This window comes from Janthinobacterium sp. 13 (assembly GCF_002749695.1).
GTDB classification, from domain to species: domain Bacteria; phylum Pseudomonadota; class Gammaproteobacteria; order Burkholderiales; family Burkholderiaceae_D; genus Janthinobacterium; species Janthinobacterium kumbetense.
In genome coordinates, this window is sequence record NZ_PEEQ01000001.1 from 3,961,224 (window position 1) to 3,976,955 (window position 15,732).

The 15,732-nt window shown below is 60.7% G+C and carries 16 protein-coding genes; 6 read left to right on the forward strand and 10 right to left on the reverse strand.

Features of this window, described 5'->3' with window-relative positions:
* The first annotated feature begins 115 nt into the window (after nucleotides 1-115).
* Complete coding sequence (locus CLU94_RS17350; RefSeq protein WP_071322017.1) at nucleotides 116-1,267, forward strand: ribonucleotide-diphosphate reductase subunit beta; 1,152 nt, start codon at nucleotides 116-118, stop codon at nucleotides 1,265-1,267.
* Nucleotides 1,268-1,986: 719 nt separating this feature from the next.
* On the opposite strand, the gene CLU94_RS28415 is transcribed toward CLU94_RS17350, so the two are convergent.
* Both CLU94_RS28415 and CLU94_RS28420 read right to left on the reverse strand, forming a co-directional pair.
* On the reverse strand, nucleotides 1,987-2,286 hold the full coding sequence (locus CLU94_RS28415) for a hypothetical protein (protein ID WP_180278688.1): 300 nt from the start codon (nucleotides 2,284-2,286) through the stop codon (nucleotides 1,987-1,989).
* On the reverse strand, nucleotides 2,259-3,122 hold the full coding sequence (locus CLU94_RS28420; RefSeq protein ID WP_180278689.1) for a hypothetical protein: 864 nt from the start codon (nucleotides 3,120-3,122) through the stop codon (nucleotides 2,259-2,261). Before CLU94_RS28420 ends, CLU94_RS28415 begins: the two co-directional genes overlap by 28 nt.
* A gap of 253 nt (nucleotides 3,123-3,375) precedes the next feature.
* Here CLU94_RS28420 and CLU94_RS17360 point away from each other — a divergent pair, with 253 nt between their 5' ends.
* Nucleotides 3,376-3,909: a YggT family protein gene (locus CLU94_RS17360; RefSeq protein ID WP_251350272.1), complete on the forward strand. Its 534-nt coding sequence runs from the start codon at nucleotides 3,376-3,378 to the stop codon at nucleotides 3,907-3,909.
* A gap of 49 nt (nucleotides 3,910-3,958) precedes the next feature.
* Here CLU94_RS17360 and CLU94_RS17365 read toward each other — a convergent pair whose 3' ends face one another.
* The 8 genes from CLU94_RS17365 to CLU94_RS17400 all read right to left on the reverse strand — a co-directional run bounded on the left by CLU94_RS17365 (nucleotide 3,959) and on the right by CLU94_RS17400 (nucleotide 10,947).
* The gene (locus CLU94_RS17365; RefSeq protein ID WP_099666521.1) at nucleotides 3,959-4,897 is read right to left on the reverse strand and encodes a carbohydrate kinase family protein; all 939 of its coding nucleotides are present in this window, start codon (nucleotides 4,895-4,897) and stop codon (nucleotides 3,959-3,961) included.
* Between the two features lie 11 nt (nucleotides 4,898-4,908).
* Nucleotides 4,909-6,180 (reverse strand): DUF3426 domain-containing protein, encoded by a 1,272-nt coding sequence (locus CLU94_RS17370; RefSeq protein WP_099666522.1) that lies wholly within the window; start codon nucleotides 6,178-6,180, stop codon nucleotides 4,909-4,911.
* 8 nt (nucleotides 6,181-6,188) lie between these two features.
* Nucleotides 6,189-7,133 carry a 50S ribosomal protein L11 methyltransferase gene (gene prmA, locus CLU94_RS17375; RefSeq protein WP_099666523.1) on the reverse strand — a complete coding sequence of 315 codons (945 nt, stop codon included), beginning with the start codon at nucleotides 7,131-7,133 and terminating at the stop codon, nucleotides 6,189-6,191.
* Entirely contained in the window at nucleotides 7,130-8,545 is a 1,416-nt protein-coding gene (gene accC, locus CLU94_RS17380; protein ID WP_099666524.1) for an acetyl-CoA carboxylase biotin carboxylase subunit, read from the reverse strand. The genes prmA and accC overlap by 4 nt, the downstream gene beginning before the upstream one ends.
* A gap of 101 nt (nucleotides 8,546-8,646) precedes the next feature.
* Nucleotides 8,647-9,111, reverse strand: coding sequence for an acetyl-CoA carboxylase biotin carboxyl carrier protein (accB, locus tag CLU94_RS17385; RefSeq protein WP_077408497.1), 465 nt, complete (start codon nucleotides 9,109-9,111; stop codon nucleotides 8,647-8,649).
* A 91-nt stretch (nucleotides 9,112-9,202) separates the two neighbouring features.
* Nucleotides 9,203-9,640: a type II 3-dehydroquinate dehydratase gene (gene aroQ, locus CLU94_RS17390; protein ID WP_034746628.1), complete on the reverse strand. Its 438-nt coding sequence runs from the start codon at nucleotides 9,638-9,640 to the stop codon at nucleotides 9,203-9,205.
* 82 nt (nucleotides 9,641-9,722) lie between these two features.
* Nucleotides 9,723-10,289: a TlpA family protein disulfide reductase gene (locus CLU94_RS17395; RefSeq protein WP_099666525.1), complete on the reverse strand. Its 567-nt coding sequence runs from the start codon at nucleotides 10,287-10,289 to the stop codon at nucleotides 9,723-9,725.
* Between the two features lie 19 nt (nucleotides 10,290-10,308).
* Nucleotides 10,309-10,947 (reverse strand): hypothetical protein, encoded by a 639-nt coding sequence (locus CLU94_RS17400; RefSeq protein WP_099666526.1) that lies wholly within the window; start codon nucleotides 10,945-10,947, stop codon nucleotides 10,309-10,311.
* A 115-nt stretch (nucleotides 10,948-11,062) separates the two neighbouring features.
* Between CLU94_RS17400 and mpl the strand changes: the two genes are divergently transcribed.
* Genes mpl through CLU94_RS17420 form a run of 4 tightly spaced genes read left to right on the forward strand, consistent with a single transcriptional unit; the run spans nucleotide 11,063 to nucleotide 15,724 of the window.
* On the forward strand, nucleotides 11,063-12,439 hold the full coding sequence (gene mpl, locus CLU94_RS17405) for a UDP-N-acetylmuramate:L-alanyl-gamma-D-glutamyl-meso-diaminopimelate ligase (RefSeq protein WP_099666527.1): 1,377 nt from the start codon (nucleotides 11,063-11,065) through the stop codon (nucleotides 12,437-12,439).
* The gene (locus CLU94_RS17410) at nucleotides 12,436-13,020 is read left to right on the forward strand and encodes a YqiA/YcfP family alpha/beta fold hydrolase (RefSeq protein WP_099666528.1); all 585 of its coding nucleotides are present in this window, start codon (nucleotides 12,436-12,438) and stop codon (nucleotides 13,018-13,020) included. The genes mpl and CLU94_RS17410 overlap by 4 nt, the downstream gene beginning before the upstream one ends.
* Complete coding sequence (locus CLU94_RS17415) at nucleotides 13,017-13,631, forward strand: chorismate--pyruvate lyase family protein (protein WP_099666529.1); 615 nt, start codon at nucleotides 13,017-13,019, stop codon at nucleotides 13,629-13,631. The genes CLU94_RS17410 and CLU94_RS17415 overlap by 4 nt, the downstream gene beginning before the upstream one ends.
* 2 nt (nucleotides 13,632-13,633) lie before the next feature.
* Nucleotides 13,634-15,724: a ribonuclease catalytic domain-containing protein gene (locus tag CLU94_RS17420; protein ID WP_099666530.1), complete on the forward strand. Its 2,091-nt coding sequence runs from the start codon at nucleotides 13,634-13,636 to the stop codon at nucleotides 15,722-15,724.
* The last annotated feature ends 8 nt before the right edge of the window (nucleotides 15,725-15,732 follow it).

Sequence of the window (15,732 nt, forward strand, 5' to 3'; positions counted from 1 at the left end):
TTTAGTTGTCAGCCCGGCACGGTCGGGCTGATTCAATGTTGTCAATGTCCGCATTGTCCGATACAACGGGCCTGTTGCGGATCGCCGGCTCGCCGGCATGGAAAGGAAGAAGAATATGTCGTTGTCATGGGATGATGAAACCACGTCGGCAGCTGCGCCGCGTCCGGCGCAGCAAGCGCCACTGGGTAATACCGAATTGAACCTGCCGGCCGGTGCCGAGCCGTCCGAAGCGAACGCCGAGCAAGTCGCGCGCCGCGTGAATGCCGACGACAAGCGCATCATCAACGGCAAGACGGACGTCAACCAACTGGTGCCGTTCAAGTACAAGTGGGCGTGGGACAAATACCTGGCCGGCTGCGCCAACCACTGGATGCCGCAGGAAGTGAACATGCAGCGCGATATCGAGCTGTGGAAAAACCCGAACGGCCTGACGGACGACGAGCGCCGCCTGGTCAAGCGCAACCTGGGCTTCTTCGTGACGGCCGACTCGCTGGCCGCCAACAACATCGTGCTGGGTACCTACCGCCACATCACGGCGCCGGAATGCCGCCAGTACCTGCTGCGCCAGGCGTTCGAGGAAGCGATCCACACGCACGCCTACCAGTACATCGTCGAATCCCTGGGCCTGGACGAAGGCGAGATCTTCAACGCCTACAACGAAGTCAAGTCGATCCGCGACAAGGATGAATTCCTGATTCCGTTCATCAACACCCTGACCGACCCGGCGTTCGTCACCGGTACGGTGGAAAACGACCAGAAGCTGCTCAAATCCCTGATCGTCTTTGCCTGCCTGATGGAAGGCCTGTTCTTCTACGTCGGCTTCACGCAGATCCTGGCGCTGGGTCGCCAGAACAAGATGATGGGCGCGGCCGAGCAGTACCAGTACATCCTGCGCGACGAATCGATGCACTGCAATTTCGGCATCGACTTGATCAACACGATCAAGATGGAAAACCCGCAGTTGTGGACGGCCGCCTTCCGCGAAGAGATCAAGGACCTGTTCATGAAAGCCGTCGAACTGGAATACGCATATGCGGAAGACACCATGCCGCGCGGCGTGCTGGGTCTGAACGCGCCGATGTTCAAGGGCTACCTGCGCTTCATCGCCAACCGCCGCGCGCAGCAGATCGGCATCGAGCCGCTGTTCGCCCAGGAAGAAAATCCGTTCCCGTGGATGAGCGAAATGATCGACATGAAGAAGGAACGTAACTTCTTCGAAACGCGCGTGACCGAGTACCAAACCGGTGGTGCGCTGAACTGGGAGTAACCCTTTTTCAGTCAACGCCCAAAAGCGCCGTCATCGAGACGGCGCTTTTTTTTCGCCTGCATGGCGGCAGAAAAATGCGTGCCTCATCGCGTCATGCGACGAGGCTTGCGCCAGGATTTTCGGCTGCCGCGAATGGCCGCATCGCGGGCCCCAAAAATCATTTCCGGAGACGCTGGCGGCGGCATTTGCCGCGCGATTGTGCGATAGCACGCGTAACGTGCAAAAAAGCGGGCGAAAACGTGTCGTGCCGGTTGCGCATTGACAAGGTTTTCGTGTACTTTATGAGATTGCAAATGCGAGCGTTAGAATGCGGGGTTTTTTAACCAGCGCGGTAGCGAAAAAACCTCGCAAAACAGGGATACAGATTTACACGGATATGCACAAAACCACACCGTTTTCGTCTGCCGCCGTGCCCGAATTTTTTCAGGCATGGCGGTTTTTTATTTGACGGATGGGTGTTGTGGCGAGCGCGATGCGAGGAGCGAAAAAACGCACGGCATCGAAAACGAATGACCGAATTCAGACTTTGCCACCAGCTGCGAGATAAAGCAGGGTGGCACCGACGATGGCTGAAGTGCTGCAAACGTGAGGAGTTGCAGCAGTTCAGCTGGTGCCGAATTCATTAGCGCAAACGACCGTTTGTGCCGATGAATAATTCGCCTGGCCTATCCCTGTGGTGGGTCGGACGGGTTTAAATCTTGTAGCTTAAATTTCTCATCTCAGATGAAGGAGAGACAAATGGCAACAGCCGCTAAGAAATCAGAAGTAAAGAAACCAGCCGCCAAGGCTGCTCCTGCCGCGAAGAAGCCGGCAGCCGCAGCGAAGACGGTTGCCGCTAAACCAGCTGCCAAAGCCGCAGCGAAACCAGCCGCCAAACCAGTCGCCAAAGCCGCAGCCAAGCCTGCAGCAAAAGTGGCTGCCAAGCCAGTAGCGAAAGCCGCAGCGAAACCAGCGGCCAAGGCAGCAGCAAAACCGGCCGCCAAGCCAGCAGCTAAAGCCGCAGCGAAACCTGCAGCCAAGGCAGCAGCCAAACCTGTCGCGAAAAAAGCCGCAGCCAAACCAGCCGCCAAACCAGCCGCCAAACCGGCCGCCAAGCCAGCAGCAAAAGCCGCAGCAAAACCAGCGGCCAAGGCAGCAGCCAAGCCAGCGGTGAAAAAAGCTGCAGCGAAACCTGCAGCCAAGGCAGCAACCAAGCCAGCAGCGAAAAAAGTCGTCGCCAAGGCAGCAGCCAAGCCGGCCGCCAAAGCAGCAGCGAAACCTGCAGCAAAAGCAGCAGCCAAGCCAGCGGCAAAAGCAGCAGCGAAGCCAGCAGCAAAAGCAGCAGCCAAGCCAGCAGTGAAAAAAGCCGCAGCGAAACCTGCAGCCAAGGCAGCAGCGAAACCGGCCGCCAAGGCGGCAGCCAAGCCAGCAGCGAAAAAAGTCGTCGCCAAGGCAGCAGCCAAGCCGGCCGCCAAAGCCGCAGCCAAGCCAGCGGCCAAAGCAGCAGCCAAGGCAGTAGCGAAGCCAGCAGCAAAAGCTGCAGCCAAGCCAGCGGCCAAGGTGGCAGCGAAGCCAGCAGCGAAAGCGGCAGCCAAACCTGCGGCCAAGGTGGCAGCGAAGCCAGCAGCCAAGGTAGCAGCCAAGCCAGCAGCGAAAGTCGCAGCCAAGCCGGCAGCCAAAGCAGCAGCGAAACCTGCCGCCAAGGTCGCAGCAAAACCTGCAGCCAAGCCAGCAGCCAAGGTAGCAGCGAAGCCAGCAGCAAAAGCTGCCGCCAAGCCGGCAGCGAAAGCCGCAGCGAAACCTGCCGCCAAGCCAGCTGCAGCGCCAGTCGTGGCAGCCGCACCAGCCGCAGCGCCGGCAGCAGCTCCAGCGGCACCAGCCGCCGTGGCAGCCAAGCCAGCAGCCAAGAAGGCCGCGCCTAAAAAGGCCGCACCGAAGAAGGCAGCTCCTGTCGCCAAGCCATCGGCGCCTATCGCACCTGTAGCAAAAACCGTGTTGGCACCGGCTGCAGCCTGGCCATTCCCAACCAGCACCCGCCCATCGTAATTTCTGCGATACGGGTGCCTGGATGAGGCAACACGCCGCTGTGTGACTCAATCACACAGCGGTTTTTTTTTGGAGAATTAGTCGTGCTGATCGTTATCCTTACATTGATCGTTGATACCATCGCCACCTTGCTGGGCGGCGTGTTGCTGCTGCGCTTCTGGATGCAGGCGGTGCGCGTGCGGCCGCCCTCGTCGGTGGCGCAATTCACGTTTCAATTGTCCGACTGGCTGGTGCGCCCCCTGCGCCGTGTGGTGCCGGGCGTGGGCGGGTATGACTGGGCCAGCCTGATCGGCGCCTTCCTGATCGTGCTGCTGGCCAGCTCGGTGCTGTTTATTTCCGGCTATCCCGTCGAGGTGGTACTGCTCAAGTCGCTGCAACGCTTCCTGCAATGGATACTCTACGGTTTCATGGCCTTGCTGATCATCGAAGCCATCTTCAGCTGGGTCAACCCGCATGCGCCGCTGGCGCCGTTCGTACGGGCCCTGAACGAGCCGCTGCTGCGTCCGATCCGCAAGGTCGTGCCGCTGGTCGGCAGCCTGGACCTGTCTTTGCTGGTGGCGTTGATCCTGCTGCAGATTGCGCAAGTGCTGGTGGGGATGATTATTGTATTGAGGTAAAACGAGGAGGTCGGCCTGGCGCTAGCGCACAAGCCGACCGGACTACATATTAATAGCGGTAACCGAACGCCGCTTCGAACTGGTCGGCGATGCTTTCCGGCGTAAATACGTGGTTTTGCGCGCCTTGGGTGGCGATCTTGATGGCGCCCAGCAGGCTGGCCAGGCGGCCGCTGGTTTCCCAGCCCAGGTCGTTGGTGATGCCGAACAGCAAGCCAGCACGGTAGGCGTCGCCGCAACCGGTCGGATCCAGCACTTCCTTGGCGGCCACGACAGGAATGTCGATGCGCTTGCCGTCCGTGTAGATTTCCGACCCTTTTTCGCCACGCGTGACGATCAGCGCTTCCAGGCGGCTGGCGATGTCCGGCAGGGTCAGGCCCGTGCGTTCCATCAACATCTCCATTTCATAGTCGTTGGCCGACACATACGTGGCTTTGTTGATGAAGTCGATCAACTGTTCGCCGTTGAAGCGTGGCAACTGCTGGCCCGGGTCGAACATGAAGGGGATGCCCAGCTCGGCCAGGTCGGCGGCGTGCTTGAGCATGCCCTGGTCGCCATCCGGCGAAATGATGGCCACCTTGGCCGGCCCCGCATTGGCGATCGGGTTTTCATGCGCAAACGACATGGCGCCCGGGTGGAAGGCGTTGATCTGGTTATTGTCCGCGTCGGCCGTAACGAAGCATTGCGCGTTGTAGCTGTCGGCCTTGATCAGGATGTTGGCGGTGGAAATGCCCAGCTTTTGCAGGCGCTCCAGGTAGGCGGCGCTATCTTGCCCCATGACGCCGACGATGCGCGGATCGCCGCCCAGCATTTTCAGGCTGTAGGCGATGTTGCCCGAGCAGCCGCCGAACTCCGTGCGCATGGTTGGCACGAGGAAGGAGACGTTTACCTTGTGCAACTGGTCGGCCAGCAGGGATTCGCCGAAGCGACCGGGGAATTGCATGATGGTGTCGGTGGCAAGCGAGCCGCAGATCAGCGATGTTTTGGTCATGATAGTGTCTGTTAAGGGTAAAAGATGGCGATATGGTAGCCAGACGCCGTGAGCTGGTCTAATGCAAAGTACAGTTTGATGGCTTGTTCCGAACGCGGCGCAAACCCCGTGCTCACGTCGATCATGGCCGGCAGGTAGTCGCGCGGCGCGATTACGCGGCGCAAGACCGGTTTGTCGTTGGCGTCGTTGAGGATCAGTTCGATGCTGGGCCAGGCTTGCACGCTGCGGCCCTGGTTGCGCAGCAGCGAGACGTAGGAAAAGGTTTGGTCCTTCAAAGTTTGCAACTCGCCTTGCTCGATGGACAGCGCCTCGATCTGCGCCGGCAAGTCGACCTGGCAGCCACTGAGCTTGCACAGGGCTACCAGGGTCGGTTTCCACTGGGGAAATTGCGCCGCCAGCGGATTGCGGAAAGTGGTCATCACTTGCAGTAATAATAATAGCAGCAGTACCACCGAGCCGAGGGCCATGGCCACGCGCAAGGCCTTGCCGCTCTGTTCGCGGCGCCGGCCCAAGGTCACAAAGGCCGGCTCGTCGTCGGGCGGCGGCTGGACGGGTTCTTCCTGCTCTTCGGCGGTATCCGGCGTAATCGGGGGGACGGGCAGCGGGTCGGCCAGCGTGGGTTCCCGGCGCGCGGGGCTGGTTGCGGCAGGCGCCGCCGGCAGGGGCTTGTCCAGGTTGACTTTTTCGGCGGCAGGCAATGTCGGGGCCACTGGGGCTGCCGCTGCTTCCAGGTTCGGTTCGCGGCGGCTATCGCGCAAATACGTGGCGAAGGCGGGCGCGTCATCGACCTGGCGGCGCTTGAAGGGCGCCATTGGCTGGGGCAACGGTGGTTCGGGTAGTTCTGCCGGTGTTTCTACTGGTGTTGCTTCAGGTATATCGAGCGGTGCGGCGGCCGGCACGTGGTCCAGCGCCTCGTCGGGCAGGGCCACGTCGAGGTCCAGTTCGATGTGCTCGCCATCGTCTGCATCGTCCTTGAGCTGCGCCGTTTCCGGCAAGATGCCGAACGGGTCGAACGAGGTATCGAAGTCGAGGGAATAAATGGGTTCGTCGTCCGTGGAGGACGGCAGGCTGTTGTCGATCGGGTAACTGGTCGACAGGGGGGCGGCAGTACCGGGGCCGGATGTTAAAAACGGCGATGCCGCCGCTGGATCGACCAGCGCGGCATTGCCGTCAAAGACTTCCCTGCACGTGCCGCAGCGCACGATGCCCCCACGTAACTTCAACTGGTCAGCAGCGACCCGAAATATCGTGTTGCAATGGGGGCATTTGGTGGCGAGGGCCATTGCTGTGCTTATGCACCTTCCGCGCGGGGCGCAGGTGCTTGCGTGCTGCCCAGGCGGCCATGCAGGGCCACCCAGCCGTCTTGCTCGGCCCATACACCCAGCTGGATGAACGGTGCGTAGGCAGCGGCCACTTCTTCCGCCTGGCGTGCCAGCACGCCGGACAGGATCAGGGCGCCGCCGTCGGCAACGCGGCCCGACAGCATCGGTGCCATCAGTTTCAATGGGCTCGACAGGATGTTGGCGACGACGATGTCAAACTTGGCCGTGGCGTGTGCCGAAGTGGCAAACGTGTCCGGCAAGAAATATTCGATCTCGCACTGGTTACGTTCGGCATTGTCGCGCGCCGATTCGATCGCCTGCGGGTCGATATCGACGCCGGCCACCGTTTGCGCGCCGAGTTTCTTGGCCACCATGGCCAGGATGCCGGAACCGCAACCGTAGTCGAGCACGGTCTTGCCAGGAGCAGGGTTAGCTTCCAGCCATTCCATGCACAGGCGCGTGGTCGGGTGGCTGCCCGTGCCGAAAGCCAGGCCCGGGTCCAGTTCCAGGATCAGGCCGTCAGGATCCGGTGCCTCGTGCCAGCTGGGCACGACCCAGATATTCTTGCCGATGTGAATCGGTGCGAATTGCGACTGGGTCAGGCGCACCCAGTCCTGCTCTTCCACGGGGCGCATGGTAAAGACAGGTACGTCCGTCATGCCGACCGCCTGGGCGGCGGCGGCCACGATGGCGGCCTGGTCGGCGTCGACGTCCGTCAGCGCCACCACACGGCTGCGTTCCCACGCCGCTTCCTTCGGTTCCATGCCTGGCTCGCCAAACAAGGGCTGCTCGGCATCCGTGCCTTCATCGGCGTCTTCCACCGAGACCGACAGGGCGCCCGCTTCCATCAACGCGTCGGACATGGCCTCGGCGTTGTCACGGGCGATTTCGATGACGATTTCCGTCCAGCTCATGCGCCCGCCTTGATTTCGGATTTCTTGGCGATGCTGGGGCTGCCGCTATTCAGGTTCTTGCCCAGGTCCGGCATGTCGGCCAGTTTCTGTTCCAGATAGTGAATGTTGGTGCCGCCTTCGATGAAGCGCGCGTCGATCATCAGTTCGCGGTGCAGGGCGATATTCGTGTTGATGCCTTCGACCACCATTTCGGACAGGGCGATCTGCATGCGGCGGATCGCTTGCTCGCGCGTGGCGCCGTAAGCGATCACTTTGCCGATCATCGAGTCGTAGTGCGGCGGCACGTAGTAGCCGGCGTAGGCGTGCGAGTCGACGCGGATGCCGGGGCCGCCCGGTGCATGCCACGAGACGATTTTGCCTGGCGATGGCGTGAACTTGAACGGATCTTCCGCGTTGATACGGCACTCGATGGCGTGGCCCGACAGCAGGACGTCGCGCTGGCGGAAACGCAGTTTTTCGCCGGCGGCGATGCGGATCTGCTCTTGCACGATGTCGATGCCGGTGATCATCTCGGTGACCGGATGTTCCACTTGCACACGGGTATTCATTTCAATGAAATAGAACTCGCCGTTTTCGTACAGGAATTCGAACGTGCCGGCGCCGCGGTAGCCGATCTTGCGGCACGCTTCGGCGCAACGGTCGCCAATTTTCTCGATCAGCTTGCGCGGGATGCCCGGCGCTGGTGCCTCTTCGATCACTTTCTGGTGGCGGCGCTGCATGGAGCAGTCGCGCTCGCCCAGCCAGACTGCGTTCTTGTGTTCGTCGGCGAGGATCTGGATTTCCACGTGGCGCGGATTTTCCAGGTACTTCTCCATATACACTTCAGGATTGCCGAAGGCCGTGCCGGCTTCCGTCTTGGTCATCGCCACGGCGTTGATCAGGGCCGCTTCCGTGTGCACCACGCGCATGCCGCGTCCGCCACCGCCACCGGCGGCCTTAATGATGACCGGGTAGCCGATCTTGCGGGCAATTTGCACGATCGCTTTCGGATCGTCCGGCAACGCGCCTTCCGAGCCGGGGACGCACGGTACGCCAGCCTTGATCATGGTTTGCTTGGCCGACACTTTGTCGCCCATCAAGCGGATCGATTCCGAGCGGGGGCCGATGAAGACGAAGCCCGATTTCTCGACGCGTTCGGCAAAGTCGGCATTTTCCGACAGGAAGCCATAGCCTGGGTGAATCGCTTGCGCATCCGTCACTTCAGCGGCGCTGATGATGGCGGGCATGTTCAGGTAGCTCAGCGACGACTGGGCCGGGCCGATACAAACGGATTCGTCGGCCAGCTTGACGTATTTCGCGTCCTTGTCGGCTTCGGAGTGGACTACAACCGTTTTAATGCCCATTTCGCGGCAGGCGCGCTGAATACGGAGGGCAATTTCACCACGGTTGGCAATCAGGATTTTTTCAAACATGGTAGGTTCGCGTATGTCTGTGAGAGCCGGCGAGCCGGCGAAACAACAAGTGTGAGGGGCTAAAACTGCAAACGGCCGTTGCCGGCCGTGTGGACTGGGTTTTAGCCGATCACAAACAAGGGTTGACCGAATTCGACCGGTTGGCCGTTTTCGACCAGAATCTGGGTCACGACACCGGCTTTATCGGAGTCGATTTCATTCAGGAGCTTCATCGCTTCGATGATGCACAGGGTATCACCTTCCTTGACGGTCGAGCCCACTTCAACATAGGCGGCGCTGCCCGGAGCGGAAGAGCGGTAGAAGGTACCGACCATCGGCGACTTGACCACATAGCCCGTTGGCTCGGCGGCGACCACGACGGCGGCTGCCGCAGCGGGAGCGGCGGCTGGCGCGGCTGGCTGGTATTGGGCTGGCATGCCTTGCGGCTGCATCATGACCATCTGGTTTTGCGGCATGGCCGACGATTTGACGATGCGAACCTTGCTTTCGCCTTCGGTAACTTCCAGCTCTGCGATATCCGATTCGGCGACCAGGTCGATCAAGGTCTTGAGTTTTCGTAGATCCATGTAAAACCCCTAGGAATGTAGTTTGTTTTATGAGTGATGCGGTGATGTCCAAGAACCTATCGCCGCGCTAAATGCGTGCAGATCGCGTAGATTAACGTTTTTTAAGCGCAAAGTCGATGGCAAACCGATATCCATCGATACCCAGGCCGCAGATCGTCCCCTGCGCGATCGCGCTGAGAAATGAGTGATGTCGAAACGTTTCGCGTTGATAAATATTCGAGATATGGACTTCCACGAACGGGATGGCGACCCCGGCCAGCGCATCGCGCAAGGCAACGCTGGTATGGGTCAGGCCGCCCGGATTGATGACGATGGCATCGATCCCTTCCGCTCGCGCGGCATGGATGCGGTCGATCAGCGCGCCTTCATGGTTGCTTTGAAAGCAAACCAAGTCGGCACCGGCCGCCATGGCTTGCGCCATTGCTGCCTGCTCGATATCGGCCAAGGTGCTGGCGCCGTAGACCTCAGGCTCGCGCGTTCCCAGCAAATTCAGGTTGGGACCGTTGAGCAGAAGGAGGTTTTTTGCCATGTATGGAAGACCGTTTTAGCGAAAGTTCCGCATTTTGCCGCCAAAGATACGCATTGGCAAGAGAAAAAAGCACGCTCCGAATTTACAATTTATCCAGATCGGCGCGCAACTGATCAAATTTCAAGCGGCCCAGATAGGTCTTTTTGACTTCGCCATCGGCGCCGATCAGCACCGTAAAGGGCAAACCGCCCGTGGCATTGCCAAAATGACGCGACAGGTCGGTGCCGCTCATGCCGGACACATACACGGGATAGGCGATCTTGACCTTGCTGGCAAAAGTGGCAATATTACTGGCCGAATCGATACCGATGCCGATCACCTGCAGGTTTTTCGCCCCGTAGTGGCCTTGCACTTCGGATAACTCTGGCATTTCTTCCACGCAAGGTGGGCACCACGGCGCCCAGAAATTCACCAGCAGGTTTTTTCCTTTCCATTGCGATAACGCCTGCGTGACGCCCGCCGCGTCCGGCAGGGACAGCGCATACAGTTCGTTGACGGGACCCTTCGCGCCTGGCGCGATGGCGGTCGTCTGCGGTCCCGCTGCTTTCCCCGCTTCTTTCGCTTTTTCCTTGCTCAAACCGACGTAAGCACCCATGCCGCCGAACATCAGCGCCACGATGGCGCAGGCGATCCAATTCTTTTTTGTCATAACTTTATCTATATCAATGTTAGTCGGCAGCCGGCACGCCGTGGGCGAGGCTGGTGGCCAGCAGGCTGCGCAACCCGGCGATGTCGGTGCGCAGCACTTTTCCATCCGCCTTGGCTTTCAGCGCGCCGCGCATGTCGTCGAGTTCATACATGGCCGCGTGCACGCCTTCGTTTTTCCACAAGAAACTGGCTGTCTCGACCGCATCATAACGCGCTCCCTTGAAATGCGGGCTTTCCGACATGTCGAGCACGACATTTTTATTCAACAGGAAGATGTGGATGTCCTTGGCGCTCTCGGCAAACAGCTGCAAATAGATCTCGTCGTGGGGGCCGGCCGTGCCATTGAGCACGGGGCCGCTGAGCAGGGGATGAAATTGTTGCAACGCTTCCATCACCTGCAACGCAATCGTGCGCAGCTGGAACAATCGCGCCGGCTGGCTGTCGGCCAGGAACAGGGCATTGTATTGCCGCACCTGTTCTTCGATCATGTCGTTGTCCGGCAAGATATTGGGACGGTTCGGCGCGTCGCCCAGGACTTGCCGCGCCGCCTTGCGCTTGGCGCTGCCATAGTCGGCGCCATCCTGCGCCACGAGGCGCGCGGCAGCGGCGGCGATTTCCAGGCGCAACTGCGCGCTATCGTCAAATGCATCGTTCGTCATGAGCGAGATGATACTCCGAAGCGGAAAAAGTCATGGCGTCAGGTAAAATCCTGCACTTGCTGTTTTTTATCTCACCGTCTTACTTACTTAAGCGTGCACCTTTCGCACTGATCACATGCATATTCATATTCTCGGCATTTGCGGTACCTTCATGGGCGGCCTGGCTGTCCTGGCCAAGGAAGCCGGCCATAAAGTCACTGGTTGCGATGCCAACGTGTATCCGCCGATGAGCACCCAGCTGGAATCGCAGGGAATCGAACTGATCCAGGGCTTTGATCCGGAACAAACCAAGCTGAACCCGGATTTGTATGTGATTGGCAATGTGGTCTCGCGCGGCAACCCGCTGGTGGAAGAAATTCTCAACCGCAGCCTGCCGTATGTGTCCGGCCCCCAGTGGATCGGCGAACACATCTTGCGCAACAAGTGGGTGCTGGCCGTGGCCGGCACACATGGCAAGACGACAACGTCGGCCATGCTGGCCTGGATACTCGAAGACGCGGGCTACGCGCCGGGCTTCCTGATCGGCGGCGTGCCGATGAACTTTGGCATTTCCGCCCGCCTCAGCGGCAAGATCGACGGCAAAAGCGCCGATTCGGACTTCTTCGTCATCGAAGCCGATGAATACGACACGGCTTTCTTCGACAAGCGCAGCAAGTTCGTGCATTACCACGCGAAGACGGCCATCATGAATAACCTGGAATATGATCACGCCGACATCTTCCCCGATCTGCACGCGATCGAGACGCAATTCCACCATCTGGTACGTACCGTGCCCGGCATCGGCCGCCTCGTGTTCAACGGCGATGAAGCGTCGCTGCAGCGCGTGCTGGCGCGCGGTTGCTGGAGCGAAAAAGAAAGTTTCGGTCAAGATGCTAACTGGCAACTGCAAGAGCAGGCCGATGGCAGCTTCGACGTGTATTTCAATGGCCAGCAGGAAGGCCATGTGGCGTGGGCGCTCACGGGCAAGCATAACCGCAGCAATGCGCTGGCGGCCATCGCCGCCGCGCGCCACGTGGGCGTGCCGATTGCCCAGGCGTGCGCCTCGCTGGCCACGTTCGAGAGCGTCAAGCGCCGCATGGAAGTGCGCGGCGAGGTCAACGGCATTACCGTGTACGACGATTTCGCGCATCACCCGACGGCCATTGCCACCACCGTGGGCGGCTTGCGGCAAAAAATCGGCGCCAGCGCCCGCATCCTGGCCGTGCTGGAACCGCGTTCGAACACCATGAAGCTGGGCGCCATGAAAGATGCGCTGCCCGGCAGCCTGAAGGATGCCGACCTGGTCTTCGGTTTCGGCAGCCATGCCGCGCTAGGCTGGAGCCTGGGCGACGCGCTGGCGCCGCTGGGCCAGATTGCCAGCGCCTATGAAGACATCGATACCTTGGTGGCGGCCGTGGCCGCCAGCGCCCGTCCCGGCGACCAGATCGTCGTCATGAGCAACGGCGGTTTTGGCGGCGTGCACCAGAAATTGCTGGAGGCGCTGGGCCGATGATTCTGTACATGCATGGATTTCGCTCGTCGCCCCTGTCGATGAAGTCGCGCCTGCTGGCCGCGCAGATGCAGGCGCTGGGCCGCGAAGCAGAATGGCTGTGCCCGCAATTGCCGGCCTCGCCCAAGCTGGCCATCGAGCTGGCCTTGTCGCTGGTCAAGGAGGTGGCGCCGGCCGACCTGACGATTATCGGCTCCTCGCTGGGCGGCTATTACGCCACCTGGCTGGCCGAACAGCTCGGTTGCCGCGCCGTGCTGCTCAATCCCGCGATTGTTCCCCTGATTGACCTGGAACAACATGTGGGCGTGACGACCGAATTCCATTCGGACAAACCATTCGAGTTCAAGCGCGAATACATCGATGAGCTGCGTACGTTTGCCGTAGAGAAAATTACGCAGCCGCAACGCTATTTCCTGATTGCCGCCACGGGCGATGAAGTGCTCGACTACCGCGACATGGTGGCGCATTATCAGGGGGCGCAGCAGTGCGTCATCGATGGCAGCGACCATGGCATCAGCGAATTTGCCGCATACCTGGCACCCGTGCTGGCCTTTTGCGGCATCGACGCGGACTCTGCCCGGTGAGGCCGGGTTCGCTGCGCCAGGCGCAATGGCATGCGCACGTGAATGCCGTCAATGCGCCGCCGGCCTTGCGCCACTGGCTGACGGGCGGCGGTTCGCTGACGGCCAAGCTGAAAGCGCATAGCAGCACGTTCCGCGTGCAATGTTTACATCAGGAAACATCGCGCTGTTTGACCGACGAGGCCGCCATCATCGGTTTGCACCGTGCGGGCCGGGTGTGGGAACGCGAAGTGCTGTTGCGTTGTGATAACAAACCGGCCGTGTTTGGCCATACCGTCGTGCCCATGCAGGCAACGGCCACGGACTGGCCCTTGTTTTCCGCGCTGGGCGAGCGTTCGCTGGGCACGACCCTGTTTGGCGACCGCATGGTACGGCGCGGTGAACTGGAATTTGCCCGCTTGCGCGCCGGGCACCCGCTGGTGCAGCGGGCGCAGGCGGCGCTGGCAGGGGAAGGGCAGCGCGTCGATGACAAGTCGCTGTTTTTTGCCCGCCGCTGCTTGTACCAGCGTCACCAGGGGTTGCTGCTGGTAACCGAAGTATTTTTGCCGGCGGTGCTGGAGTTGACGTCCGTCACTCGCACCGTTGCAACCGACACATTAATAAACAAAGCATAACAATGAATCTATTTTTTGAAGAATCCGGCGATTTCAAGGTCGGCACGGTCCTGTCGCAAGCGGGTGAAGCGTACCAGGTCGAAATGGCCAGCGGCAAGCGCACCAAGGTCAAGGTCAAGGATGTGCTGCTGCAGTATGAAAAACCGTCCCCGGCCGAGTTGCTCGAGCAAGCCAAGACTGTTGCTGCCGAGATCGACCTTGATTTCCTGTGGGAAGTGGCGGGCGAAGACGAGTTCGGCTTTGCCGAGCTGGGCGCCGAGTATTTCGGTCACGCACCATTGCCGCCGGAAGCTGCTGGCTTGATCCTGGCCCTGCATTCGGCGCCCGTGTATTTCTACAAGAAGGGCCGTGGCCGCTACAAGGCGGCGCCGGAAGCGTCCCTGAAGGCGGCCCTGGCCGGCATCGAAAAGAAAAAACAGCAGGCGCTGGTGCAAGCCGCGTATGTGGAAGAGCTGAAACAGAACCGCTTGCCTGCCTCGATGCAGCCGATGGTGCTGCAACTGCTGTTCAAGCCGGACAAGAACACCATCGAATACAAGGCACTGGAAGCGGCGTGCACGGAATTGCACACGACGCCGCCGCGCCTGATGCTGGCCGTCGGTGGTATTGCTTCGCCGAAAGACTTGCACTTGTCGAAATTCCTCTTCGAGAATTTCCCGAAAGGCGCCGGCTTCCCGAGCGTGCCCGTGCCATCCGTGACGGCCAAGCTGCCGCTGGCCGACGTGGCCGCCTTCTCGATCGACGACGTGACCACGACCGAGATCGACGATGCCTTCTCCGTGCAACCGTTGCCGGATGGCACGGTCAAGGTCGGTATCCACATCGCCGCGCCGGGCCTGGGCATCCGCCCGGAAGACGTGATCGACAAGATGGCGCGCCAGCGCATGTCGACCGTCTACATGCCGGGCGACAAGATCACCATGCTGCCGGATGAAATCGTGAATGCTTTCACGCTCGCGGAAGGCACGACGTGCCCGGCCCTGTCGCTGTACGCCACGCTGGACCCGAAAGCGGACTGGGCAGTTGTCAGCACGCACACGCGCGCGGAACTGGTGCCGATCGCCAGCAATTTGCGCCATAACCAGCTTGACGACTTGGTCAACGAAGAAACCCTGGCCAGCGGTGAAGGCGAGTATCCGCACAAGGCCGATTTTGCCGTGCTGTGGCAATGGGCGCAGCAGCTGGAACAGGGCCGCATGAAAAAGCGCGAAGCGTTCGGCTTGAAGCCGGAACAGAATAACCGCGTCGATTTCAATTTCTATGTGGAAAATGACATCGTCACCGTGGCACGCCGCAAGCGTGGCGCACCGCTGGACAAGATCGTTGCCGAATTGATGATTTTTGCCAACAGTACCTGGGGCAAGATGCTGCACGACCATGGCGTGCCCGGCATCTACCGCAGCCAGGGCGGCGGCAGCGGCAATAGCTGGGCGGCAAAGATGCAGGTGCGCATGGTCACCCATGCGGCGCCGCACCAGGGCCTGGGCGTGGATCAGTACGCGTGGAGCACCTCGCCCTTGCGCCGCTACACGGACCTGGTGAACCAGTGGCAAATCATCGCCTGCGCCGAGCATGGCGTGACGGCCCCGCTGGTCGCCCCGTTCAAGCCGCGCGACGCGAATTTGTTCGCCATCGTCTCGGCCTTCGACGCTGCGTATGCCGCGTATGGCGATTTCCAGTCGAACATGGAACGCTACTGGTGCTTGCGTTGGCTGCACCAGGAAAACGCGCGTCAGGTCGATGCCGTCGTCTTGAAGGATGAAATCCTGCGCCTGGTCGACATTCCGCTGGTCATCAAGCTGCCGGGCATGCCATCGGTGGCGCGCGGCGCCCAGGTGAAACTGGACTTGCTGCGCTGGGATGAAGTCGACCTGAGCATCGAAGCGCGCCTGCTGGAAATCGCCGCCGTGCCGGACGCGGCGGCCGACGACGCCGAGCTCGACTACGAGGAAGATGCGGGCGACGAAGGCGCCGACGAGGGCGATGTGGCGCCGGAAGCCTCGCCGGAAGCGGCCAACCAGGTCAGCGATGCCGAGGCGGAAGTGGCGGAACTGGCCAGCGAAGACGTGGTCAGTGAACCCGGGGTCAAGTAAGGCGTCCG